Source organism: Ancylobacter oerskovii, assembly GCF_018390555.1.
Taxonomy (GTDB): domain Bacteria; phylum Pseudomonadota; class Alphaproteobacteria; order Rhizobiales; family Xanthobacteraceae; genus Ancylobacter; species Ancylobacter oerskovii.
Genome location: NZ_JAHBGB010000023.1, coordinates 113,848 through 137,392 on the forward strand (window position 1 = coordinate 113,848; position 23,545 = coordinate 137,392).

The following is a 23,545-nucleotide window of genomic DNA, read 5'->3' on the forward strand; positions in this document are numbered from 1 at the left end:
TCGAAGCTTTCGAGCCTGTGGTCAGGGCAAATACCCTGACTCCAGCGCTTTGTCTCGTCCAAAGCCCTTTCCTGCCGGCTCAAATCGTCCGATCGACAGGAAAGTGCTCATGGGTCATCGGATATCTGCTCCGCAAGGGTGGGTGAACCCTTGCGGAAGCGGTCTCAGCGTGCCGGCCCGCGCGACTTCCAGGGCCGCTCGCCGCGCCCGCCCTCGGGGCGGGGCCCCTCGTGGCGCGGACGCTCCGGGCGGGCGCCTTCATGGCGCGCTCCCTCGTGGCGGGGTCCGTCATGGCGGCCGCCCTCGTGGCGGGATCCTTCGTGACGCGGCCCCTCGTGGCGCGGGCGCTCGCCGCGCGCCGGCTGCATGAAGCCGACGCCGCTCAGATCGCCGGAGCGGCCTTCGGAACGGCCTTCGCCGCGCCCCTCGCCGCCGCGATATTCCGGGCGTCCGCCGGGACGGCCGGAGCGACCCGCCGGGCGCGGGCCGCGCTCGCCGTCACGACGGCCGGCGCCCTCGCCGCGGCCGCCGCGGCCGCCGCGCTCCTCGCGGGGCGGCCGCTCGTCGCGGAAGCCCTCGCGCACCGGTCGGCCCTCGCGGCGGCTTTCGCCGCGGCGGTCGACGCTGGGGATGGTCAGCTTGATCAGCCGCTCGATGTCGCGCAGATAGGCGCGCTCCTCGCCGTCGCACAGCGAGACGGCGATGCCGTCGGCGCCCGCGCGGGCCGTCCGCCCGATGCGGTGGACATAGCTCTCGGGTACGTTGGGCAGGTCGTAATTGATGACATGGCTGACGCCGGGCACGTCGATGCCGCGCGCGGCGATGTCGGTGGCGACCAGCACCTTCACCTTGCCTTCGCGGAAGGCGGCCAGCGCGCGTTCGCGCTGCGGCTGCGACTTGTTGCCGTGGATGGCTTCGGCCGCGATGCCGGCGCCGGCGAGGCCCTTCACCACCCGGTCGGCGCCGTGCTTGGTGCGGGCGAAGACGAGGGCGCGGTCGAGCCCCTCGCCCTGCAGCACCTCGATGAGCAGCTCCGGCTTGCCGGCGCGGTCGGTGAAGAACACCTTCTGCTCGATCTTGTCGGCGGTCTTGGCGACCGGCGTCACCGCGACGCGCACCGGATCGGTGAGCAGCGCGGCGGCCAGCTTCTCGATCTCCTTCGGCATGGTGGCCGAGAAGAACAGGTTGCGGCGCTTGGCCGGCAGCTTGGCGACGATGGCGCGGATGGCGTGGATGAAGCCCATGTCCAGCATCTGGTCGGCTTCGTCGAGCACGAAGACCTCGACCTCGTTCAGCCGGACCGCGTCGTTCTCGACGAGATCGACGAGGCGGCCGGGTGTGGCGACGAGGATGTCGACGCCGGCCGCCAGCGCCCGGGCCTGCCGGCCGAGCGGCACGCCGCCGATGGCGAGCGCGGTGGAGGGGCGCACATGCTTGCCGTATTTGCGGAAGCTCTCGAGGATCTGGCCGGAGAGCTCGCGGGTCGGCGAGAGGATCAGCGCACGGGCGGTGCGGCGCTCGGGACGGCGGCGCACGGTGACGAGGTGCTGGAGGATCGGCAGCGCGAAGGCGGCGGTCTTGCCGGTGCCGGTCTGGGCGATGCCGACGAGATCGTGGCCGGCGAGCACCTGCGGCACGGCCTGGGCCTGGATCGGGGTGGGGGTGTCGTGGCCGGCTTCCGCCAGCGCCTTCAGAATGGGCTCGACGAGGCCGAGCTCGGAAAAGGAGGTCAAGTAACGTTCTTTCATGGGGGCGACGTCCGGCCGCGCGCGCCTGATGGTGCGCACCGCCCGTCGCGGGGATGGTGGACACCCCGCGTGGCCTGGGACGTCGGCGAAACCGGATGATCAGGGGCCGAAGACTGCCGCGGCACCCGCGGAAGCGGGAGATGTGCCGAAGCGGAAATCGAGCGACGCGGCCCCGATACGAGCACGGCTCAGGGAGCGCATCGGCCCCTCCGTCTCGCATGCAGCGCCTATGTGGCGCAAAAAGGCGGGGATTTCAAGGCATCGCCGCTTATATAGGGGAGAAGGCCGCTTTCGCCGCGGCCGCTTTGGCCGTTCAAGGAGCGACATGTATCCCGACGTCGTCGATCTGCGCAGCTTCTATGCCCAGCCGCTCGGCGTGGTGGCCCGCCGGCTGGTCGGCCGGGCGGTGCGCGCGCGCTTCGACAATGTGCGCGGGCTCTCCGTGCTCGGCATCGGCTATGCGACGCCCTATCTCGGCGTGTTCCGCGAGGAATGCGAGCGGGCGCTCGCCTTCATGCCGGCGGCGCAGGGGGTGACGCGCTGGCCGTCCCGCGCGCCCACCCTCGCCGCCCTGGTCGACGAGAGCGAGCTGCCGCTGCCGAACGGCGCCATCGACCGGGTGGTCGCGGTGCACCTCATCGAGCATGCCTCCGACGCCACCGAGGTGCTGCGCGAGGTGTGGCGGGTGCTGGCGCCGGGCGGGCGGCTGCTCTGCGTGGTGCCGAACCGGCGCGGCGTCTGGGCGCGGGTGGACAACAACCCGTTCGGCCATGGCCGCCCCTATTCGCGCTCGCAGGTCACCGCGCTGCTGCGCGAGGCGCTGTTCACCCCGGTCGGCTGGGGCGAAGCGCTCTATGTGCCGCCGGTGCCGCGCACCTGGTTCCTGCGCTCGGCGGTGGCCTGGGAGCGGGTGGGCGGCCTCATCGCCTCGCCTTTCGCCGGGGTCCACATCGTGGAGGCGACCAAGCAGCTCTACAGGCCGGTGGCGGTGAAGCGGCGGGCGCGCATGCGCGTGCTCGCCCCGGTACTCGCCCCGCAACCGGCGGGCGGGTGAGGGTGGGCGGATAAGCATGCGGGAACGAGCGCAGGGGGAGACGTCCCGCCACATCGGCGCCGATATGGAGGCTGGCATCGTCGCGCGGATCGACGATCGGCTGGCGCGGGTCGCCCGTGAGCATGGCGTGACGATTCCCCTCGCCATCGAGAGTGGCAGCCGTGCCTGGGGCTTTCCTTCACCGGACAGCGATTATGACTGCCGCTTCATCTATGTGCGCCCGCTCGACCACTATCTCGCACTCCACCCGCACCGCGATGTGATCGAGACGCCGCTCGACGCGGTGTTCGACGTCAATGGCTGGGATCTCGCCAAGGCGCTGAGGCTCATGCTGCGTGGAAATGCCGTCGTGGTGGAGTGGCTGACCTCGCCTCTGGTCTATGGCGCCGATACGGCTTTTCGCACGGAGTTCTTGGACCTCGCCGGCCGGGCGGCCGAGCGTTCGCTCGCCATGCGGCATTATCTCCATCTCGGCGAGCGCAACCGGCGGACCTATCTCGCCGATCCGGCCGACGTGCCGCTGAAGAAGCTGTTCTACGCCCTTCGGCCGGCGGTGATGCTGCGCTGGCTGCGCCTCAACCCGACGAGAGCTCACGGCCCGATGGACCTTCCGACACTGGTCGCCGAGACCGACGTGCCCGCCAATGTCGGCGCCGAGATCGTCGAGCTGCTTGCCCGCAAGGCAGAGACGCGCGAACTCGGCCGGGCGGCGCTGCCCGACGCCATCGCCCGCCTTCTCGACAGCGAATTCGATTGGGCGCGCGAGGCCTCCCGGGTTGCACCCCCGGCAGCGCGCGAGGCGGCCCGCCGGGAGGCGGACGCCTTCTTCCGGGCGACGGTCCGGCGTTTCGACGGCACGTAGCCGCACGCGGCGGCGCGCATGGTTTTCCGCCGGCGCCCCCGGCCCTACTTCCCGCGCGACAGCAGGAACACCGCCTGCTCGCCCAGCAGGTTCCACACCGCCCAGGGCAGGTTGAAGCGCACCTTCTGGCCGTAGCCGTTCAGCGCCGTGGCGTGCTCGATGCGCGCGCCCACTTCCTCCACCAGCGCCACGAAATCGCGGATGGTGCAGAAATGGATGTTGGGCGTGTCGTACCAGCTATAGGGCAGGTTCTCCGTGGAGGGCATCCGCCCGTTCAGCAAGAGGTCGAGCCGCATCCGCCAGAAGCCGAAATTGGGGATGGAGACGATCACCCGCCGGCCCACCCGCAGCATCTGCTCCAGCACCCATTTCGGGCGCCGCGTCGCCTGCAGCGTCTGCGACAGGATCACATAGTCGAAGGCGTCGTCGGGATAGTCGGCGAGGTCGATGTCGGCGTCGCCCTGGATGATGGCGAGGCCGCGGGCGACGCCGGCATTCACCCCGGCGCGGGAAATCTCGATGCCGCGCGCGTCGCAGCCGCGTGTATTGGCGAGCAGCGCCAGCAATTCGCCGTCGCCGGCGCCGACATCGAGCACCCGCGAGCCGGGCTCGACCAGCTCGGCGATCAGCAGCAGGTCGACGCGGGCGCCGGAGGCGGCGCGGGCGGCCTCCTTCATGGTGAGGTCCTGGATCAGGGCTTCGCGGGCGTTCATCGGGCGATCCCCACGGCGCGGGCGGCGGAATCGAGGAAGCCGCGGGTGATGGCGGTGAGCTCGGGCTCGTCGAGCAGGAAGGCGTCGTGCCCCTTGTCGCTCTCGATCTCGGCGAAGGAGACCGGCGCCCCCGCCGCGTTCAGCGCGTGCACGATGGCCCGCGAATCCGAGGTCGGGAACAGCCAGTCGGAGGTGAAGGAGACCAGGCAGAAGCGCGTCTTCACGCCCTTGAAGGCGTTGGCGAGCACGCCGCCATAATCGGCGGCGAGGTCGAAATAATCCATCGCCCGGGTGACATAGAGATAGGAATTGGCGTCGAAGCGGTCGACGAAGGCCTCGCCCTGGTGGCGCAGATAGCTCTCCACCTGGAAATCCGCGTCGAAGGAGAAGGTGCGCCCGTCGCGGTCCTGCAGGCGGCGGCCGAACTTCCGGTGCAGCGAGCCGTCCGACATATAGGTGATGTGCGCCGCCATCCGCGCCACCGCGAGGCCGCGGCGCGGGCTGGTGCCTTCCAGCAGATAGCGGCCCTGGCGCCAGTCGGGATCGGCCATCACCGCCTGGCGGCCGACCTCGTGGAAGGCGATGTTCTGCGCCGAATGCCGGGCGGCGGCGGCCATCGGCATCGCCGCGAACACCCGTTCGGGATAGCTCGCCGCCCATTGCAGCACCTGCATGCCGCCCATGGAGCCGCCGACCACGGCGAGCAGCTTGTCGATGCCGAGCCGGTCGATCAGCATCGCCTGCGCCCGCACCATGTCGCGGATGGTCACCACCGGCAGGTCGAGCCCGTAGGGGAAGCCGGTCTTCGGGTTGATCGAGGACGGGCCGGTGGTGCCGAGGCAGCCGCCGAGCACGTTGGAGGCGATGACGAAGAAGCGGTCGGTGTCGATCGGCTTGCCCGGCCCGATCAGCGTCTCCCACCAGCCCGGCTTGCCGGTCACCGGGTGGACATTGGCGGCGTGCTGGTCGCCGGACAGCGCGTGGCAGATCAGTATGGCGTTCGACTTGTCGGCATTGAGCGTGCCATAGGTCTGGTAGGCCACCTGGAACGGGGTCAGCGTGACGCCGGCATCGAGGGTCAGCGGCGTGTCGGGGCCGAAATGCGCCAGTTCGGATTGCGGGAAATCCGCCTGCGCCCGCGCCAGCGCCTCATAGGCGCGCCCCGGCCCGACCGGGCGGTCGTCGGCGCCCCCCGCGGCGGGCGTTCCCGTGGCGTGGGTTCCGGTGGCGGGGCTCGCGGCCTCGTTCCTGTCGTTCACCGTGTCGCTCCCGGGCATCTCAACCGTCTTACCGGACGAACAGTTCGATATAACGGACGATCCGATGATCCTACAGCGCCATCTTGTCAATAGCGGCCGGGCCGGGATGTGCCGCCTCGACCTTGGGGAAGGCGGCGGCGGGGCCGGCGCGATCCGCCCCGACAGCGGCGCGGGCTCGCGAAAATCGTTCATCTTTTGCGGAACATGTTCTAGGACAGCGGGCCATGAGATCCGCTGACGCCCCTTCTCCCGAAAATCAGCCGGCCGCCGCCGGGTCGGCCCCTGCCGATCCCGCCGCCGCGCTCACCGGGCTGCGCGCCGACATCGACCGCATCGATGCCGCCATGCACGCGCTTTTGATCGAGCGCGGCGAGATCATCGACCGGCTGGTCGAGGTGAAGCGCTCGCGCGCCACCGAGGGCGGCTCGGCCTTCCGCCCGGCGCGCGAGGCCTCGATGATGCGGATGATCGCCGACCGGCATCGCGGCATCCTGCCGCTCGACACCGTCGAGGGCATCTGGCGCGTCATCATCTCCACCTTCACCTATGTGCAGGCGCCCTATGCCGTGCATGCCGACCTCGCTTCCGGCGAAGCGGCGATGCGCGACACCTCCCGCTTCCATTTCGGCTTCACCGTGCCCTTCGTCGCCCATATGGGGGCAGGGGCGGTGGTGAGCGCCGTGGCCGGCTCGAAGGGCGATCTCGGCCTCGTTCCCGCCTTCGCCCCGCCCGGGGCCGGCCCGTGGTGGACGGCGCTCGAAGGCGACAACGCGCCGAAGATCATCGCCCGGCTGCCCTTCGTCGAGCGTGCCGATCATCCCGCCGGCCTGCCGGTGTTCTGCATCGCGCATCCGGTCACCGATGGCGCGGTGACCGAGGTCGAGATGTGGAGCGTCCGCGTCGCCGGCTGGAACGCCGGCGCGGCGCGCGCGCTCGCCCCGCTGGCCGAGACGCTGGCGGTGCCGGACCGCGGCCTCGACGGCGCCGCGCTGCTGGTCTCCATCCCGCTGGCGGGCGAGGTCGGGCTTGACGGCGTGCTCGGCGCCCTGCGCGCCTGCGGCGCCTCGGTGCGCTCCGCCGCCCTCGTCGGCTCGCATGCCAGCCGCTATGTGCATGCGCCCGCGGGAGCCGCCCGGTGATGGCGCCCCGCGGCAAAGCTCCCTCTCCCCGTGGGGGAGAGGGATGGGGTGAGGGGGCTCCACGCTTCCCCATATCGTCCCCCCTCACCGACCCGCGGAGCCTGTCCTTGGGCTCGCCAAAGGCGAGACCCGAGAGCGGGCGACCTCTCCCCAATGGGGAGAGGGAATTGCCGACCGTCCCGCTGGCATGAACTGCCCATAGTTTCCCCCTTCCCGTCCGCTGCCGGAGTTTCCGTGATGTCGACCACCCCCGTTTCCGATCGTCCCGTTCCCCGCCCGGGCGTGCTGGCGATCGAGGCCTATGTGCCCGGCAAGGCGCAGGCGGGCGGCGTCGCCAAGGTCTACAAGCTGTCGGCCAACGAGAACCCGCTCGGCCCCAGCCCGAAGGCGCGCGAGGCCTTCCATGCCGCCGACGCGCTGGAGCTCTATCCCGACGGGTCCTCGACCAGGCTGCGCGACGCCATCGCGGCGGCCTATGGTCTCGATCCCGCGCGCCTGGTCTGCGGCACCGGCTCGGACGAGCTGATCACCCTGATCGCCGCCGCCTATGCCGGCCCGGGCGACGAGGTCATTTATTCGCAATACGGCTTCCTGGTGTACCGCATCGCCACGCTGGCGGCCGGCGCCACCCCGGTGGTGGTGCCGGAGCGGAACCTCACCGCCGATGTCGACGCGCTGCTGGCGGCGGTGAACGAGAAGACCCGCATCGTCTTCCTCGCCAATCCCAACAACCCGACCGGCACCTATCTGCCCTTCGACGAGGTGCGCCGGCTGCAGCGCGGCCTGCCGCCGCACGTTCTCCTGGTGCTCGACGCCGCCTATGCCGAATATGTGCGGCGCAACGACTATGAATCCGGCATCGAGCTGGTGGCGACCACCCGCAACGTCGCCATGCTCAGAACCTTCTCCAAGATCCACGGCCTCGCGGCGCTGCGCGTCGGCTGGCTCTACGGCCCGGCCGAGGTGGTGGACGCGGTGAACCGCATCCGCGGCGCCTTCAACGTCAATGCCGCCGCCATCGCCGCCGCCACCGCCGCCATCGGCGACACTGCCCATGTCGAGGCCGCCGTCGCCCATAACGATACCTGGCTCGCCTGGCTGACCGCCGAGCTCACCGCGCTCGGCCTCACGGTGACGCCGAGCGTCGGCAATTTCGTGCTGGTGCATTTCCCGGACGTCGACGGCAAGCGGGCGCCGGATGCCGATGCCTTCCTCTCCGCGCGCGGCCTGATCCTGCGCCGCATGGACGCCTATGGCCTGCCGGGCGCGCTGCGGCTCACCGTCGGCACCGAGGAGGCCAACCGGCTGCTGGTCGCCGTGCTGGCCGAGTTCCTCGGCAAAAGCTCCGCGAAGGACCATGGCCATGGTGCTTGATCCGCCGCTGCCGCGGCCGATGGTCGGCCGGCTCGCCGTCATCGGCCTCGGCCTGATCGGCTCCTCGATCCTGCGCGTGGCGGAGGCCCGCCGGCTGGCGGAGGTCGGCGTCGCCTATGACGCGACGCCGGCGGTGCGCGCCCGCGTCGCCGAGCTCGGCATCGCCGACGAGGTGGCCGCCACGCCCGCCGAGGCGGTGCGGGATGCCGACATCGTCATCCTCTGCGTGCCGGTGGGCGCCATGGGCGCGGTGGCGCAGGACATCGCCGCGCATCTGAAGCCGGGCGCCATCGTCTCCGACGTCGGCTCGGTGAAGGGCGCGGTGCTCTCCGCGCTGTCGGCGCACCTGCCGGCGGGCGTGCACATCGTGCCCGCCCATCCGGTGGCGGGCACCGAATATTCCGGCCCCGACGCCGGCTTCGCGACGCTGTTCAAGAACCGCTGGTGCATCCTCACCCCGCCCGAGGGCGCGGAGGCGGGGGCGGTGTCGGCGCTCTCGGCGCTGTGGACGGCGATGGGCGCCAATGTCGAGACCATGACCGCCGAGCACCATGACCTGGTGCTGGCAATCACCTCGCATGTACCGCATCTCATCGCCTACAACATCGTCGGCACGGCGGCGGACCTGGAGAAAGTCACCTCCTCCGAGGTGATCAAATACTCGGCCGGCGGCTTCCGCGACTTCACCCGCATCGCCGCCTCCGATCCCACCATGTGGCGCGACGTGTTCCTCAACAACCGCGAGGCGGTGATCGAGGTGCTCGGCCGCTTCACCGAGGATCTGATCGCGCTGCAGCGGGCGATCCGCTGGGAGCAGGGGGAGGCGCTGTTCGACCTGTTCACCCGCACCCGCGCCATCCGCTGCTCGATCATCGAGATCGGCCAGGAGACCGCCGCCCCCGATTTCGGCCGCGAGCGCGGCTGAGCCAAGTCCGGCAGATGTCCCTCTCCCCGGCGGGGAGAGGGGTAGGGTGAGGGGGCTTCCGGCCCGCAGTCGTTGCTTCTCCTCACCGCCTCGCGGGCCATGTCTCCGTCGCGACCGGATGCTTCCGGCAGCGACCCTGTCGGACCCGGACCCCGGCCCGGCAATGGTCGAGACGGGAGAGAGCGGCGTTGCTCACGCCGCCTCGGCCTCGCTCGTCGCCTCGCCCGCTTCCGGGACCGCCGCCTCGCTCTCCAGCTTGGCATAGACCCGCAGCCGGTGGCCGTCGGGGTCCAGCGCCACGAAGCTGCGGCCGAAATCGAGGTCGGTCGGAGGCAGTGCGATCGGCACGCCCTTCTTCGCCCAGCGCTCATAGGTGGCGTCGACGGCGGCGGCATCCGCCACCTTGAAGCCGATCTCGTTGCCGCCGGAGCGCAGATGCGGCGTCGGCCTCACCCCGTCGCGCCGCCACAGGCCGAGCCCGAGGCCCGGCGCCAGCGCGAACAGCGCGAAGCCGGCGCTCGCCTCCACCGGCTGGCGCTCCAGCACGTCGCCATAGAAGCGGGCGCTGGCGCGGGGATCGTTCACATAGAGAAACAGGTTGCTGGCATCGATCATGATCGGCCCCCGAAAATCCGTGCTGCAATGAATGCGGGGAGCCTACACGTTCATGCTGCCAATTTCCGGCAGCATCATGCGGCGCTGTCGGCCGGCTCCGCCTCGGGGGGCATCAGTGTCGCCGGCACGTTCGGCGCCTCGCGCGGCTGGGCGTGCTTCCACTGCTTCCAGCGCTGCACCAGCTCGGCCCGGCGGGTGGGGTAGCGGGCCTCCAGCATGTCGGCGCTGGCGATGCGGTCGGTGCGGAAACTGCGGAAATCGTTGCGCAACTCGCACCAGCCGATCATCAGTCGCACCTGGTCGAAGAAGGCGAGCGCGAAGGGCCACACCACCCGCTCGCTGCTCGCGCCGCTGGCGTCGCTATAGCTGAGCCGCAGCTTGCGCTCGGTGCGGATCGCCTTGCGCAGCAAGGCGGGGTCGATGGCGTCGGCAGGGATGGGCGCGCCGGGGGCGATGAACAGCGAGGAGCCCTCCATCTCCTCGCGCAGGTCCGGCGGCAGCACGGCGCCGATGCGGGCGAGCGCCCCGAGCGCCGCCTCGGCCAGCCGCCCGTCCGCCCGCCCGGCCACCCAGCGCGAGCCGAGCACCAGCGCCTCGATCTCCTCCGGGGTGAACATCAGCGGCGGCAGCAGGAAACCCGGCCGCAGCACATAGCCGACGCCCGGCTCGCCCTCGATGGTGGCGCCCTGCGCCTGCAGGCTGGCAATGTCGCGATAGAGCGTACGCAGGCTCACCCCGATCTCGCCGGCGAGCGCGCGCCCGCTCACCGGCCGGCGATGGCGGCGCAGCACCTGCAGCAGGTCGAAAAGGCGCTCGGAACGGGACATGCCGCATTATAGCCGCGAGACTGCTGACGGATACTGGCAGCAGCGTCGATGCTTCACCGCGCTTTCTTCCGCCTGCCGAACAGGAGACCCCCATGCCTCATCCCGCCGGTGCCGCCCTTCTCGCGCTCGGCCTGTCGCTCGCCGCGGCGGGCGCCGCCTCGGCCGCCCAGCCGGTGGCCGCCGACCCGCTGGTCGGGCGCGTCTGGGTGGAGACGAAGCCGGCGTCCGGCCTGCCCGGCCCGATGCTGGTGTTCCTGCCGGACGGCACCCTCATCATGGATTCCTGCTGGGAGACCTATGCGCTGCGCAAATGGAGCCGCACCGCGCCGGACGCCATCGCCTGGGACGAGGACGGCGCGACGATCACCGCGAAGGTGGCGTCGGTGTCGCCGGCGCAGCTGGTGCTGAAGGTCGGGGCGGGCAAGGATGTGACGGAACATCGTTACAGCCTCGCCAAGGTGCCCTATGTCTGCCCGGACATGAAGCGCTAGGACATCGTGCGCCGGGACATCGAGCGTCAGGACATTCCGGGCCGGGCCGAACCGGCGACCGGACCGGACGGCAGACGCCCGGCGAAGGATCCGGCCGGGCAGTGAGGCATCAGGTGCAGACACATCTTCGCAAGACCCTTTTCATCGCCGCGCTGGTGCTGCTGGTGGTCGCGGTGGCCGGCAGCATGGTCATCGCCGTCTCCTCCAGCCGCAGCGCCGGCCCCGCCGAAACAAGCCCGGCCACGCAGGGCGGCTGAGCCTCCGGCAGACGCGCTGTCGCTTCCCCTTTCCCACGGGAGAGGGAAGTTCCGGTTGGACGCCATCCGGCCCATTTTCCGCTCCGCTTGCCGCGTCTCTTTCTTGCCCTCTCCCCGTTGGGGAGAGGTGGCCCGCGCAGCGGGTCGGTGAGGGGGAACGCGATTGGGAAGCGCAGAAGACCCCTCGCCCCCTCCCTCTCCATCCGGGAATGCCCCTCCGTCCGAGGGCGTCGTCCATCCCCCCGGTCGCCGGTCCATCGGCGCTCTCAAACGAAAATGCCCGGCTCATCGCCGGGCATTCGCATTCGTTAGCCGGATTCGGACCGGGCTTTTCGCCGGCTCGGCTCAGCTGCCCGTCGTCGGCATGACGAACTGGGCGCCGGCGCGGATGCCGGTCGGCCAGCGGGCGGTGGTGGTCTTCATCTTGGTGTAGAAGCCGACGCCTTCCATGCCGTAGACGTTGCGGTCGCCGAACACCGAGCGCTTCCAGCCGCCGAAGGAGTGGAACGCCACCGGCACCGGGATCGGCACGTTGATGCCGATCATGCCGGCCTTGGCATCGCGGTCGAAGGCGCGGGCGGCGTCGCCGTCGCGGGTGAAGATGGCGGCGCCATTGCCATATTCGTGGTCGTTCACCAGCCTGAGCGCGTCCTCATAGGCCGGCACCCGCACCACCGAGAGCACCGGGCCGAAGATCTCTTCCTTGTAGATCTTCATGTCGGTGGTCACGTCGTCGAACAGGCAGCCGCCGAGGAAATAGCCGTCCTCATAGCCCTGCAGCTTGAGGTCGCGCCCGTCGACTACCAGCTTGGCGCCGGCGGCGACGCCGTCATCTACATAGCCGCGCACCTTGGCGAGGTGCTCCCTGGTGACCAGCGGTCCCATCTCGCTATCCGCGTCCATGCCGGGGCCGACCTTCAGCGCCTGCACCTTCGGCACCAGCTTCTCCATCAGCGCGTCGCCGACGCCGCCGACCGCCACCGCCACCGAGACCGCCATGCAGCGCTCGCCGGCCGAGCCGTAGCCGGCGCCCATCAGCGCGTCGACGGTCTTGTCGAGATCGGCGTCGGGCATGACGACGAGGTGGTTCTTGGCGCCGCACAGCGCCTGGGCGCGCTTACCGTGGGCGCAGGCGGTCTTGTAGACATATTCGCCGATGGCGGTGGAGCCGACGAAGCTCACCGCCGCGACATCCGGGTGCGTCAGCAGCGTGTCGACGGCTTCCTTGTCGCCCTGCACCACGTTGAACACGCCCTTGGGCAGGCCGGCCTCGGCCAGCAGCTCGGCCAGCATCAGCGAGGGGGTCGGGTCCTTCTCGGAGGGCTTCAGCACGAAGCTGTTGCCGCAGGCCAGCGCCACCGGGAACATCCACATCGGCACCATGACCGGGAAGTTGAACGGGGTGATGCCGGCGACCACGCCGAGCGGGTGGCGGGCCGAGAACACGTCGACGCCGCGCGCCACCTGCTCGGTGAAGTCGCCGCGCAGCAGATGCGGGATGCCGCAGGCGAATTCCACCACCTCGATGCCGCGGGTCACTTCGCCCTTGGCGTCCTCGAAGGTCTTGCCGTGCTCGAGGGTGATCGCCTCGGCCAGCTTGTCGATGTCGCGGTCCAGCAGGTTCTTGAACTTGAACATGATGCGGGCGCGGGTCAGCGTCGGCGTGTCGGCCCAGGCCGGGAAGGCGGCCTTGGCGGCGGCCACCGCCTCGCCCACCGTGGCGGCGGAGGCCAGCAGCACCTCGCCCGACTGCGCGCCGGTCGCCGGGTTGAATACCGAGGCGGTGCGCCCCGCCGTGTTCACCTGCTTGCCGCCGATATAATGCCCGATCACCGCCATGGGGTCCTCCTTGGGAGCTTGCCGCGAAAATTCAGTTGCTGGGCGAATCCCGCCTGCCTGCCGTCACGGCCGGGCCCGACCCGGCCATCCACGCCTTCGGCCGGGTGCTCGCTGGCGGGTGGATCCCCGGGTCAAGCCCGGGGGGATGAGGGAAGAAGGCCTTCGCGGGATAGCCGCCCAGATATCGTGTCGCCGCCTGTTGTGCTTGCGAAATCAGATCAACTCAACGACCATGCTTCCGCATCCGTTGTGCGAAATTTCCATAAGCCGGGCGGGAACCATGGATTGGGATCATCTGCGGGTCTTCCTCGCCGTGGCGCGCGCCGGGCAGATGCTGGCGGCGGCGCGCCAGCTCGGGCTCGACCACGCCACCGTCGGCCGGCGCATCGGCGCGCTGGAGGCCGGGCTGGGGGCGAAGCTGATCGAGCGGCGCACCACCGGCAGCGCCCTCACCCCCGCCGGCGAGCGGCTGCTTGAACATGCCGAGCGGATCGAGACGGAGCTGCTGCAGGCGCAGTCGGCGCTCGGCAACGCCAATCTGGCGCTCTCCGGCACGGTCCGCATCGGCGCGCCGGACGGGTTCGGCGTCTATTTCCTCGCCCCCCGGCTGGGTGAGCTCGCCGAGCGCTATCCCGGGCTCACCATCCAGCTCGCCCCGCTGCCGAGGAGCTTCTCGCTGCCCAAGCGCGAGGTCGACATCGCGGTGACGCTCCAGAGACCGCATGAGGGGCGGCTGGTCGCGCGCAAGCTCACCGATTACAGCCTCGGCATCTACGCCTCGTCGGACTATCTCGCCCGCACTGGCCCCATCGTCCACCTCACCGGTCTCGCCGGCCGCGCTCTCGTCACCTATGTCGAGGACCTCGTCTACTCGCCGGCGCTCGATTATTTCGAGACCTTCCGCGGCATCGAGGCGCGGCGCATCGAATGCGCCAGCGTGGTCGGCCAGCTGGAGGCGGTGCGCGCCGGCGCCGGGGTCGGCATCCTCCACGATTATGCGGCGCAGCGGCACCCGGATCTGGTCAAGCTATTGCCGGAGCACAGCTTTCGCCGTTCCTACTGGCTGGTGACCCATGCCGATGTGCATGAGTTGCGCCGCATCCGCGAGGTGGAGAGCTTCATCGTCGAGGCGGTACGCGGCGCCCGGGCCGGCTTCGTCGCCGAGACGGCGGCAAGCTCTTCCAGTTCGAGTTCTTCCGGCTCAAGCCCTTCTAGCTGAAGCGATATTCCGTCACCTGCCGGTACAGCTCGCCCGGCCGCAGCCAGGGCGAGGGGAAGCCGGGGTGGTTCACCGCATCGGGGAAATTCTGTGCTTCGAGGCAAATTCCCGCGTGCTTGCCGTGGGTTAGCCCATCCAGCCCCTTGTCGGTCTCCGCCAGCATCGAGGCGTCGTAGAGCTGCAGCCCCGGCTCGGTGGTCCAGACCTCGAGCGTCCGCCCGTTGCGGGGGCAGGCCACGCGCGCGGCGAAGCGCAACTCGCCAAGTGGTTGATCCAGAACGAAATTAATGTCGTAGGTGATGCCGCTGTCGCCAAGGCGGCGGGGGCGGCGCAGATCATATCCCGTCCCCTCGACCGCGGCGATTTCCCCGGTCGGCACCTTCAGCGCGTCGAGCGGCGTGTAGCCGCTGGCGGCGATCTCCGCCGTCCATTCATGCGAGGAGTGGCCGGGATCGAGGGTGAAATAGGAATGGTGCGCGAGGTTCACCGGTGTCGTCGCATCGGTGCGTGCCTCCATCTCCACCCGCAGCACGCCGGGGGACAGCAGCCGGTAAGTCGATGAAAGATCGAGCTTTCCCGGATAGCCTTCCTCGCCGTCCGCCGCGGTGCGCGTGAAGGTGACGCTGTCCGCTTCCACCGCCGCGATCTTCCACGGCCGGTGCGAGAAGCCGCGCGCGCCGCCGTGCAGATGGGTGACGCCGCGCTCGTTGCGCGCCAGTTCGTAGGTCTTCCCCTCCAACGTGAAGCGCCCGCCGCCGATGCGGTTCGCCACCCGCCCGCAGGTGGCGCCGAGATAGGAAGGGTTGGCGAGGTAACTGTCGAGATCGGTGAAGCCGAGCGCCCCGCGATGCAGGCCGCCATCCGGCCCCGGCACGATCAGGTCGCGCAGCGTCGCGCCCCAGCTCAGCACGCGGGCGCGCGCGCCGGAGGCCGCGGCGAGCGTGACTTCATGGAGTTCCTCGCCCTCGAACTGGCCGATGCCGGCGACATTGTCGGGAAAATGCATGGCTCGGGATTCCTCTAGACGTTTTCCGGTGCGCGGGTGCGGTTGAGAAAGGCGACCAGCGAATCGGCGGCGCCCAGAATGTGCTCGCAGGTGAGCTGTGCCGCCGCCTCGGCATCGCCGGCGATGCAGGCGTCGAGAATGGCCTGATGCTCGCGCCGCGCCCGCGCCATGCCGTCGGTGAGCACCAGCTGCGCCCGCAAATAGCGGTCGACGCGGTCGAGCGCGGTCGAGATGGTCTGCAGGTAATAGGGCCGGCCGGCCGGCTCGTAGAGGCTGTAATGGAAACGCCGGTTGAGATCGCCCCAGCGCGAGGAATCCGGCTCGGTAGCGAAGCCGTGGGCGAATTGCTTGGCGCGATCAAGGGCTTCCGGGGACATGCGCGCAATGGAATGACGCAGGATCTCCGATTCCAGGAGGGCCCGGAATTCGAACACCTCGCGGATTTCCTCGATGGACAGCGTCGTCACCACCGCGCCCCGGTAGCGCTGGGTGGAGACGAGGCCCTGTTCTTCCAGGCGCGTGAGGGCTTCCCGCACCGGGATGCGGCTGACGTTGAACATGCGGGCGATATGATCCTGGCGCAGCACCTGGCCTTCGGAGATGTCGCCCTTGGCGATCGCCTCGCGCAGGGCGTCGAAGATCACGTCGGCGGGCGACGGCATCTGGGCGATGTCGGTAGCCTTCACTTTCACCTGTCGCCGCCTCCCGCGCTCCTGTCACCGCTCTACCCGTCCGCCGGCCGGCCGGCAATCCGGTGACTTCTGGCCGGCCTGCCCAATATCCCCGCAGAGTGGTCACAAAAAGCATATTGCATATTGGATCCAAAAATTGGAAGCTCGCCGTCACCCTATTTCCGACCGGAGTTCCGCCCATGTGGTCTGGCATCCTGCCCGCCGTCACTGCCAAGTTCACCGCCGACGACACGCTCGACATCAAGGAGATGGAGAAGAGCTTCGCCTGGCAGATCGCGTCCGGCGTCGACGGACTCATCGTCAACGGCTCGCTCGGCGAGGGCCCGATGCTCTCCCATGACGAGCGGCTCGACGTGCTGCATGTGGCCAAGAGCGTCGCCGGCGGCCGCCCGGTGCTGATGACCATCGCCGATGCCGCCACCCGCGACTGCGCCAGCCTCGCCGAGCGCGCCGCCAAGGCGGGCGCCACCGGCGTGATGGTGGTGCCGAGCCTCGTCTACCACACCAATCCGAAGGAAACGGTGGCCACCCTCTCCACCGTCGCCGCCGCCGCCGACCTGCCGGTGATGATCTATTCCAACCGCGTCGCCTACCGGGTCGACGTGACGCTGGAGATCATGGAGGCGCTCGCCGCCGACAAGCGCTTCGTGGCGATCAAGGAATCCTCCGACGACATCCGCCGCACCACCGAGATCATCAATCGCTTCGGGGATCGCTACGACGTGTTCACCGGCGTCGACAACCTCGCCTTCGAGGCGCTGGCCGCCGGCGCGGTGGGCTGGGTCGCCGGTCTCGTGGTCGCCTTCCCGGAGGAGACGGTCGCCATCTACCAGCTGATGAAGGCCAAGCGCTACGAGGAGGCGCTCGCCATCTACCGCTGGTTCCGCCCGCTGCTCGATCTCGATGTCTCGACCTATCTGGTGCAGAATCTGAAGCTGGTCGAGGCGCTGGTCACCGGCACCACCGAGCGGGTGCGCGCGCCGCGGCAGCCGCTGGAAGGCGCGCAGCGCGCCCATGTGGAGAAGCTGGTCGCCGAGGCGCTCGCCCGGCGCCCGCTGCTCGCCAAGGCGGCGTGAGGGCTGGCGGCTACTGAAGCCGAGCGACAAAGCTCCCTCTCCCCGCACCGAACTCGGCTGCTGCCGGGTTCGGCATTCCATAAGGTCAAAATCGGAGACATCCGATTTTGACGGAGAGGGATGGGGTGAGGGGTCTTCTTCGCTCCCCGATCGCCAGAGCCCCTCACCGACCCGCTGCGCGGGCCACCTCTCCCCAACGGGGAGAGGATAAGAAAGAGGCAAGGCCATCTCCTGCCGATGTCGGCAAATCCGACGCCGGACGCGCGAAACCATGAGAACACAGGGCATCATGAGCGACGAGGTGGTGATCGTCGGGGCCGGCATCGTCGGCCTCGCCATCGCCTTCCATCTGCAGGGCGAGGGGCGCCGGGTGCGCCTGATCGAGCGCGGCGGGGTGGCGGAGGGGGCCAGCCGCGGCAATGCCGGCGCCTTCGCCTTCACCGACATCCTGCCGCTCGCCTCGCCGGGCATCCTGCGCAAGGCACCGAAATGGCTGCTCGATCCCCTGGGACCGCTCGCCATCCCGCCCGCCTATCTGCCCAGCATCGTGCCGTGGCTCCTCCGTTTCTGGCGGGCGAGCCGGCCGGACCGCTACCGCGGCAGCCTCGTGGTGCAGGGCGAATTGATGCGCGTCGCCGCCGCCGCGATGGAAGCGATGGTGCGGGGGGCGGGGCTGTCGCATCGGGTCCGCGCCGACGGCAATCTCCAGCTCTATGAGAGCGAGGCCGAGCTGGCCGCCGCGCAGCACGGCTGGGATCAGCGCGCCCGCGCCGGCATCGTCTTCGAGCATGTGCGCGGCGCCCGGCTCGCCGAGCTCCAGCCCGGCCTCGCGCCGCGCTTCGTCGCCGGCACCTTCACCCCGCACTGGAAGACGGTCGACGATCCCTATCATTTCGCGCTCGCCCTGTTCGAGGCGGTGATGGCCCGCGGCGGCGCGATCACCCATGGCGAGGTTGCCGCGCTCGTGCCGACCGAGACCGGGGTGCGGGTGAGCCTTCGCGACGGCACCCGGCTCGATGCCGGGCAGGCGGTCATCGCCGGCGGCGCCTGGTCGCGCCCGCTGGCCGCCGGGCTCGGCGACGCCATCCCTTTGGAGACCGAGCGTGGCTACAACACCACTTTGCCCCCCGGCGCCTTCGACCTCAGGCGCCAGCTCACTTTCGGCGGTCATGGCTTCGTGGTGACGCCGCTGGTGACCGGCATTCGCGTCGGCGGCGCGGTCGAGCTCGGCGGGCTGAAGCGGCCGCCCAATTTCAAGCGCTCCGAGGCGATGCTGGCGAAGGCGGCGGCCTTCCTGCCCGGTCTTCGGACCGGCGGCGGCACGCAATGGATGGGTTTCCGCCCCTCGCTACCGGATTCGCTGCCGGTGATCGGCGCCTCGAAGGCGAGCGAGCGCATCGTCTACGCCTTCGGCCACGGCCATCTCGGCCTGACCCAGAGCGCCGGCACCGGGCGGATCGTTGCCGATCTCATCATGGGGCGCCGGCCGCCGCTCGACCTCGCCCCGCTTCGGGCGGACCGCTTCTAACCCTCACGAGTGCACGATCATGGCGCGACACAGCTTCTTCTGCATAGACGGCCACACCTGCGGCAACCCGGTACGACTGGTGGCCGGCGGCGGGCCGAACCTCGTCGGCGCCAGCATGATCGAGAAGCGGGCGCATTTCCTCGCCGAATATGACTGGATCCGCAAGGGCCTGATGTTCGAGCCGCGCGGCCACGACATGATGTCCGGCTCGATCCTCTATCCGCCGACGCGGCCGGATTGCGACGTCGCCATCCTGTTCATCGAGACCTCCGGCTGCCTCGCCATGTGCGGCCACGGCACCATCGGCACGGTGACCATGGCGATCGAGCACGGCCTCGTCACCCCGAAGACGCCCGGCGTGCTGCGCCTCGACACCCCGGCCGGCCTCGTCGTCGCCGAATACCGGCAGGAGGGGCAATATGTCGAGGAGGTCCGCCTCACCAACGTGCCCGGCTTCCTGCATTCGACGGGCCTCACCGCCGAATGCCCCGGCCTCGGCGAGATCACCGTCGACGTCGCTTATGGCGGCAATTTCTACGCCATCGTCGAGCCGCAGGCGGGCTATCGCGACATGGCGGACTTCACCGCCGGCGACCTCGTGCGCATGAGCCCCGGCCTGCGCGCCGCGCTCAACGCCAAATACGAGTTCGTGCACCCGGAAAAGCCGGAGATCCGCGGCCTCTCCCACATCTTGTGGACCGGCGCCGCGCGGGATCCCGAAGCGCATGCCCGCAACGCGGTGTTCTATGGCGACAAGGCCATCGACCGCTCGCCCTGCGGCACCGGCACCTCGGCGCGCATGGCCCAGCTCGCCGGCAAGGGGCAACTAAAGGTCGGCGACGATTTCGTGCATGAGAGCATCATCGGCTCGCTGTTCAAGGGCCGGGTCGAGGCGCGGGCCCAGGTCGGCAATTATGACGGCATCGTGCCCTCCATCGGCGGCTGGGCGCGGATGACCGGTTACAACACGATCTTCATCGACGACCGCGACCCCTTCGCGCACGGCTTCGTCGTCACCTGATCGCTCCGGGGAGCTTCCGATGCGTTCGAGCCGGATCGTGCACATCGTCGGCTGCCATGCCGAGGGGGAGGTTGGCGACGTCATCGTCGGCGGCGTCGCCCCGCCGCCCGGCGAGACGCTGTGGGCGCAATCGCGCTTCATCGCGTCCGACAACGCCCTGCGCAACTTCGTGCTGCAGGAGCCCCGAGGAGGGGTGTTCCGCCATGTGAACCTGCTGGTGCCGCCCAAGGATCCGCGCGCCGTGGCCGGCTTCATCATCATGGAGCCGGAAGACACCCCGCCAATGTCCGGTTCCAATGCGATCTGCGTCGCGACGGTGCTGGTCGATACCGGCATCGTGCCGATCACCGGCGACGAGACCCGCATGGTGCTGGAGGCGCCGGGCGGGCTGATCGAGGCCACCGCTTTTTGCCGGGACGGCAAGGCGCGGAAGATCAAGGTGGTGAACCACCCTTCCTTCGCCGACCGGCTCGGCGCGAGCCTCGAGGTGGAAGGCCTCGGCACCCTCACGGTCGACACCGCCTATGGCGGCGACAGCTTCGTGATCGTCGACGCCCATGCGCTGGGCTTCTCGATCCGCCCGGACGAAGCCCGGGAGCTTGCCGAGACCGGCATGAGGATCGTGAAGGCGGCCAATGCGCAGCTCGGCTTCCGCCACCCGGAAAATACCGGGTGGGACCATATTTCCTTCTGCCAGTTCGCCGCGCCGCTGACCTATGAGAACGGCGTCGCCTGCGGTGCCAGCGCGGTGGCGATCCGGCCCGGCAAGATCGACCGCTCGCCGACCGGTACCGGCTGCTCGGCCCGGCTTGCGGTGCTGCACGCGAGGGGCGTGCTGAAGCTCGGCGACCCGTTCATCGGCCGCTCCATCATCAATTCCCGCTTCGACTGCCGCATCGAGGAGGAGACGAGGGTGGGAGGCCGCCCGGCGATCCGGCCCTCGATCATGGGGCGTGGCTTCGTCACCCATACCGCCCAGCTGATGCTGGACCCGGACGATCCCTGGCCGACCGGCTATCGCCTCACCGACACCTGGCCGCTCTGGCGGCAGGAATAGCGGCGCATCGGCGCCGCCTCCGGGGATTGCATGCGGGCGGGTGCGTGCGGCGACCCTCGCCCAAGCTGCGCGCCGGTTCAGAAGTCCCTGAGCAGCCTTTCGAGATAGTCGAGCTCCAGCTGCGGGCGCTGCGGATCGCCGAAGCGGCGGCGCAGCTCCTCGAGCACCCGGCGAGCCCGCTGCACATCCATCTGGTCCGGCACCTTCACGGTGGTGTCGTCGCCATAGTCGCGCGAGCGCAGCGGCCGGCCGAGCGGGTCGGTGCGTTCCGCCTGCTGGCCGGAGGGCGAACCGGGGCCGCCATCGGGTCCCTGTTGCTGCTGCATGGCCTCGGCCATCTGCTGGGCGCCGCGGCGCAGCGATTGCAGCGCCTCGTTCTGGGCGTCCACCGCGCCGGTGCCGTCGCCATTGCCGAGGGCCTGCTCGGCCTCGCGCATCGCCTGCTCGGCCTCGGCGAGGCCGCCTTCGCCGGGCATGCCCTGCCCTTGCTGGCCCTGCCCCTGCTGGCCTTGTTGCTGACCCTGCTCGCCCTCGCCCTGCTGGCCCTGTTGGCCTTGCTGACCCTGCTGCCCGCGATTGCGCATCGCCTGCTGCATCTTCTCGCGCAGCTGCCGAAGCTGGTCGCGCAGCTGCTGCTGGTTCTGCTGCAGCTGGCTGAAATCCTCGCCGCCTTCGCCCTGCTGTCCCTGCTGTCCCTGCTGTCCCTGTTGCCCCTGCTGGCCTTGCTGCCCGTTCTGGCCCTGGCGGAAGGTCTGGTCGCGCAGGCGCTGCTGGCGGCGGATCATGTCGCCGAGCTGGTCCATGGCCTGCGACATCTGGTTCTGGCCCGGCCGGCGCTGCTGCTGGCGGCCGGCCTGCAGGCCATTGAGCATGTTCTGCAATTCGCTCAGCATCTGCCGCGCGGCATCGCGGGCGCCGTTGCGCGCCATGTTCTCGATGTCGTCGAGCATCTTCTGCAGGTCCTGCGGGCGGACCGTGCGGACATTGGGATCGGGCGGAGCGTCCGCCATGTCGCCATTGCGCTGCGCCTCCTGGGCGAGCGCCTTCATGAAGTCCTCCATCGCCTTGCGCAGTTCCTGCGCCAGCTTCTGGATCTCCTGGTCGCTGGCGCCGTTCTCCAGCGCGTCCTGCAGCGCCTGCTGGGCGTCACGCAGCTTCTTCTCGACGTCCGACATGTCGCCGTCCTCGATGCGGACCGCGACTTCCCAGAGATAATCGACCACGCCGCGCAGCTCGTCGTCGTTGCGCGCGGCCTCCAGCCGCCAATAGGCGGTGCGCAGGCCGAGATAATGCGCGGGATCGGGGGTGAAGCGCTCCGGGGCGATCGCCAGCGCCTCCAGCGCCGCGGCGACGCGCGGGCGCTGATTGGCGTCGAAGGCGAGCACCCGCCGCTCCTCCACCAGCGCCCGGGCCAGCGGATTGTTGAAGGCGCGCGCCGGAAGGGTGAGGGTCTTGGGCGCGGTGGAGCCGAGATTGCCGGCATCGTCCTTGGCGACGAGCGTGAGCGTCACCCGTGTGCCGGCCCACGGGCTTTCGGTCAGGTCCTTGGTGGTCTGGCCGGTGCCGGATTTCGGCCGGCCGCCGGGCAGCGGCAGCGGGAAGTTCGGCGCCTCCACCAGCGGGTGCGGGGCCGGCTTCGCGGGCGCGTTCTTCAGCGCGAAGAGCGGCGCCGGCGGCGGCACGGCGGCAAAGCGGGCCTCGGCGCCGGTGACGCCGTAGTCGTCCTCCACCTTGTAGGCGAGCACGAGGCCGGTGCGGCCGGAGGCGCCCGGCTCCTTGGCGAAGGCGATGGTGGGCGGCTTGTCCGGCACCACGGTGAATTGCCAGGTCAGGCTGCGCCCGTCCGGCCCGGCGATGCGGGCGGACCCGTCCCCGGCGATGACGAAGCGCTGCTCGCCGGCCTCGGGGCGCTTGGCCTCGGGGAGCTTGGCCTCAGGGAGCTTGGCCTCAGGGCGCTTGGCTTGGGCATCCCCGGCGCCGGCTTCCTGCCGGTGGCCGGCATTGTCCTTTCCGGCCGCGGCGTCCGCTTCCCCTTCCTTCGGCGGCGGCGGGGCGATGCCGCCGGCGAGGGAGAGAGGGGAGCCGGAAAGGCCGGTCACCCGCACCACCAGTTCGCTGCCGGCCGGCACGCTCATCGCGGCGGCGGCATGGGCCGGGGTGTCGACCGTCGCGGCGGCGGCGCTGTCGCGGGCCTCCTCCGAGCGCAGGCCGGGCAGGATCACCGGCGGCCGGCCGGTATAGGCCGGCGGGTTCACCCAGGCATCGATGCGATAGGGGCTGGGCTGGATCGCCGCCGCCCAGTCGAAGGCGGCGCCGAGGCGCCGCATATGGTCGCCGGTGGCGATGAAGAAGCTGGCGATGACGCCGAGCAGCACCAGCGCGCGGAAGGCGCGCGGGTCGCGGGCGGCGAGGCGGGGCGACGGCAGGCCGGCCTTCAGGGCGCCGAGCTGGCCGGCGACGCGGCCGAGATGCGCGCGCCACAGCGCCGCCGCCACCGGGTCGTCGGGACGGGTGGCGAGATGGTCCGCCAGGGCGGTTGCCGGCCGGTGCGCCATGCCGCTGGTGCGGTCGAGCCGTGCCAGCGCCTCGTCCTCCGAGGGCCGGCGGATCCGCAGGGCGGGCAGCAGCGCCGCGGCGAGGAGCAGCGCGAACAGCAGCAGCCCGGCAATGCGGCCCCAGCCGGGCAGCACCAGCCACAGGCCGAGCCAGGACGCGACGAGGAAGAGACCGAGGACGCCGAGCACGGTGGCGAGCGCCGGCCAGATGCGTTCCCACATCAGCGCCGCGCCGGCACGACGCAAGGCGGTCGCCAGACGCGTTTCCGCGCGTTCCACCATCGCGGC

21 protein-coding genes are annotated in these 23,545 nt (G+C 70.3%); 12 read left to right on the forward strand and 9 right to left on the reverse strand.

Annotated features, from left to right (window positions below; genetic code table 11):
- Positions 1–164: 164 nt before the first annotated feature.
- On the reverse strand, positions 165–1,748 hold the full coding sequence (locus KHC19_RS11210) for a DEAD/DEAH box helicase (RefSeq protein ID WP_213352437.1): 1,584 nt from the start codon (positions 1,746–1,748) through the stop codon (positions 165–167).
- Between the two features lie 325 nt (positions 1,749–2,073).
- Here KHC19_RS11210 and KHC19_RS11215 point away from each other — a divergent pair, with 325 nt between their 5' ends.
- Both KHC19_RS11215 and KHC19_RS11220 read left to right on the forward strand, forming a co-directional pair.
- A complete protein-coding gene (locus tag KHC19_RS11215; protein ID WP_213352438.1) occupies positions 2,074–2,802 on the forward strand; it encodes a class I SAM-dependent methyltransferase in 729 nt (242 codons plus the stop codon).
- A gap of 16 nt (positions 2,803–2,818) precedes the next feature.
- A complete protein-coding gene (locus KHC19_RS11220) occupies positions 2,819–3,664 on the forward strand; it encodes a nucleotidyltransferase domain-containing protein (RefSeq protein WP_246548703.1) in 846 nt (281 codons plus the stop codon).
- Between the two features lie 44 nt (positions 3,665–3,708).
- Here the strand turns inward: KHC19_RS11220 and metW are convergent, their stop codons facing one another.
- Positions 3,709–4,341 carry a methionine biosynthesis protein MetW gene (gene metW, locus KHC19_RS11225; RefSeq protein WP_246548740.1) on the reverse strand — a complete coding sequence of 211 codons (633 nt, stop codon included), beginning with the start codon at positions 4,339–4,341 and terminating at the stop codon, positions 3,709–3,711.
- A 32-nt stretch (positions 4,342–4,373) separates the two neighbouring features.
- The gene (metX, locus tag KHC19_RS11230) at positions 4,374–5,522 is read right to left on the reverse strand and encodes a homoserine O-acetyltransferase MetX (RefSeq protein WP_246548741.1); all 1,149 of its coding nucleotides are present in this window, start codon (positions 5,520–5,522) and stop codon (positions 4,374–4,376) included.
- A 338-nt stretch (positions 5,523–5,860) separates the two neighbouring features.
- Here metX and KHC19_RS11235 point away from each other — a divergent pair, with 338 nt between their 5' ends.
- The 3 genes from KHC19_RS11235 (at position 5,861) to KHC19_RS11245 (ending at position 9,074) form a co-directional block, all read left to right on the forward strand.
- Positions 5,861–6,775, forward strand: coding sequence for a chorismate mutase (locus tag KHC19_RS11235; protein ID WP_213352441.1), 915 nt, complete (start codon positions 5,861–5,863; stop codon positions 6,773–6,775).
- A gap of 237 nt (positions 6,776–7,012) precedes the next feature.
- On the forward strand, positions 7,013–8,149 hold the full coding sequence (hisC, locus tag KHC19_RS11240; RefSeq protein ID WP_213352442.1) for a histidinol-phosphate transaminase: 1,137 nt from the start codon (positions 7,013–7,015) through the stop codon (positions 8,147–8,149).
- Positions 8,139–9,074: a prephenate/arogenate dehydrogenase family protein gene (locus KHC19_RS11245; RefSeq protein WP_213352443.1), complete on the forward strand. Its 936-nt coding sequence runs from the start codon at positions 8,139–8,141 to the stop codon at positions 9,072–9,074. The genes hisC and KHC19_RS11245 overlap by 11 nt, the downstream gene beginning before the upstream one ends.
- Positions 9,075–9,266: 192 nt before the next feature.
- Here KHC19_RS11245 and KHC19_RS11250 read toward each other — a convergent pair whose 3' ends face one another.
- Both KHC19_RS11250 and KHC19_RS11255 read right to left on the reverse strand, forming a co-directional pair.
- Positions 9,267–9,689 carry a VOC family protein gene (locus tag KHC19_RS11250; protein WP_213352444.1) on the reverse strand — a complete coding sequence of 141 codons (423 nt, stop codon included), beginning with the start codon at positions 9,687–9,689 and terminating at the stop codon, positions 9,267–9,269.
- Positions 9,690–9,763: 74 nt separating this feature from the next.
- Entirely contained in the window at positions 9,764–10,516 is a 753-nt protein-coding gene (locus KHC19_RS11255; RefSeq protein ID WP_213352445.1) for a helix-turn-helix transcriptional regulator, read from the reverse strand.
- A 92-nt stretch (positions 10,517–10,608) separates the two neighbouring features.
- On the opposite strand from KHC19_RS11255, the gene KHC19_RS11260 reads away from it, so the two are divergent.
- Both KHC19_RS11260 and KHC19_RS11265 read left to right on the forward strand, forming a co-directional pair.
- Positions 10,609–11,007, forward strand: coding sequence for a hypothetical protein (locus KHC19_RS11260; protein ID WP_213352446.1), 399 nt, complete (start codon positions 10,609–10,611; stop codon positions 11,005–11,007).
- Between the two features lie 113 nt (positions 11,008–11,120).
- Complete coding sequence (locus KHC19_RS11265; RefSeq protein WP_213352447.1) at positions 11,121–11,264, forward strand: hypothetical protein; 144 nt, start codon at positions 11,121–11,123, stop codon at positions 11,262–11,264.
- A 345-nt stretch (positions 11,265–11,609) separates the two neighbouring features.
- On the opposite strand, the gene KHC19_RS11270 is transcribed toward KHC19_RS11265, so the two are convergent.
- Positions 11,610–13,103 (reverse strand): CoA-acylating methylmalonate-semialdehyde dehydrogenase, encoded by a 1,494-nt coding sequence (locus tag KHC19_RS11270; protein WP_213352448.1) that lies wholly within the window; start codon positions 13,101–13,103, stop codon positions 11,610–11,612.
- A 280-nt stretch (positions 13,104–13,383) separates the two neighbouring features.
- Between KHC19_RS11270 and KHC19_RS11275 the strand changes: the two genes are divergently transcribed.
- Positions 13,384–14,322: a LysR family transcriptional regulator gene (locus tag KHC19_RS11275; RefSeq protein WP_213352449.1), complete on the forward strand. Its 939-nt coding sequence runs from the start codon at positions 13,384–13,386 to the stop codon at positions 14,320–14,322.
- Here KHC19_RS11275 and KHC19_RS11280 read toward each other — a convergent pair.
- On the reverse strand, positions 14,315–15,328 hold the full coding sequence (locus tag KHC19_RS11280; protein WP_213352450.1) for an aldose epimerase family protein: 1,014 nt from the start codon (positions 15,326–15,328) through the stop codon (positions 14,315–14,317). The two genes, KHC19_RS11275 and KHC19_RS11280, sit on opposite strands and share 8 nt — an antisense overlap.
- Before the next feature lie 14 nt (positions 15,329–15,342).
- Positions 15,343–16,020: a GntR family transcriptional regulator gene (locus tag KHC19_RS11285; protein WP_213352451.1), complete on the reverse strand. Its 678-nt coding sequence runs from the start codon at positions 16,018–16,020 to the stop codon at positions 15,343–15,345.
- 179 nt (positions 16,021–16,199) lie between these two features.
- Here KHC19_RS11285 and KHC19_RS11290 point away from each other — a divergent pair, with 179 nt between their 5' ends.
- The 4 genes from KHC19_RS11290 to KHC19_RS11305 all read left to right on the forward strand — a co-directional run bounded on the left by KHC19_RS11290 (position 16,200) and on the right by KHC19_RS11305 (position 20,702).
- Positions 16,200–17,096, forward strand: coding sequence for a dihydrodipicolinate synthase family protein (locus tag KHC19_RS11290; RefSeq protein ID WP_213352452.1), 897 nt, complete (start codon positions 16,200–16,202; stop codon positions 17,094–17,096).
- A 271-nt stretch (positions 17,097–17,367) separates the two neighbouring features.
- A complete protein-coding gene (locus KHC19_RS11295) occupies positions 17,368–18,624 on the forward strand; it encodes an NAD(P)/FAD-dependent oxidoreductase (RefSeq protein WP_246548705.1) in 1,257 nt (418 codons plus the stop codon).
- A 19-nt stretch (positions 18,625–18,643) separates the two neighbouring features.
- A complete protein-coding gene (locus KHC19_RS11300) occupies positions 18,644–19,645 on the forward strand; it encodes a 4-hydroxyproline epimerase (RefSeq protein WP_213352453.1) in 1,002 nt (333 codons plus the stop codon).
- Positions 19,646–19,664: 19 nt separating this feature from the next.
- On the forward strand, positions 19,665–20,702 hold the full coding sequence (locus KHC19_RS11305) for a trans-3-hydroxy-L-proline dehydratase (protein WP_213352454.1): 1,038 nt from the start codon (positions 19,665–19,667) through the stop codon (positions 20,700–20,702).
- A gap of 77 nt (positions 20,703–20,779) precedes the next feature.
- Here the strand turns inward: KHC19_RS11305 and KHC19_RS11310 are convergent, their stop codons facing one another.
- On the reverse strand, positions 20,780–23,539 hold the full coding sequence (locus KHC19_RS11310; protein ID WP_213352556.1) for a TIGR02302 family protein: 2,760 nt from the start codon (positions 23,537–23,539) through the stop codon (positions 20,780–20,782).
- Positions 23,540–23,545 lie beyond the last annotated feature (6 nt).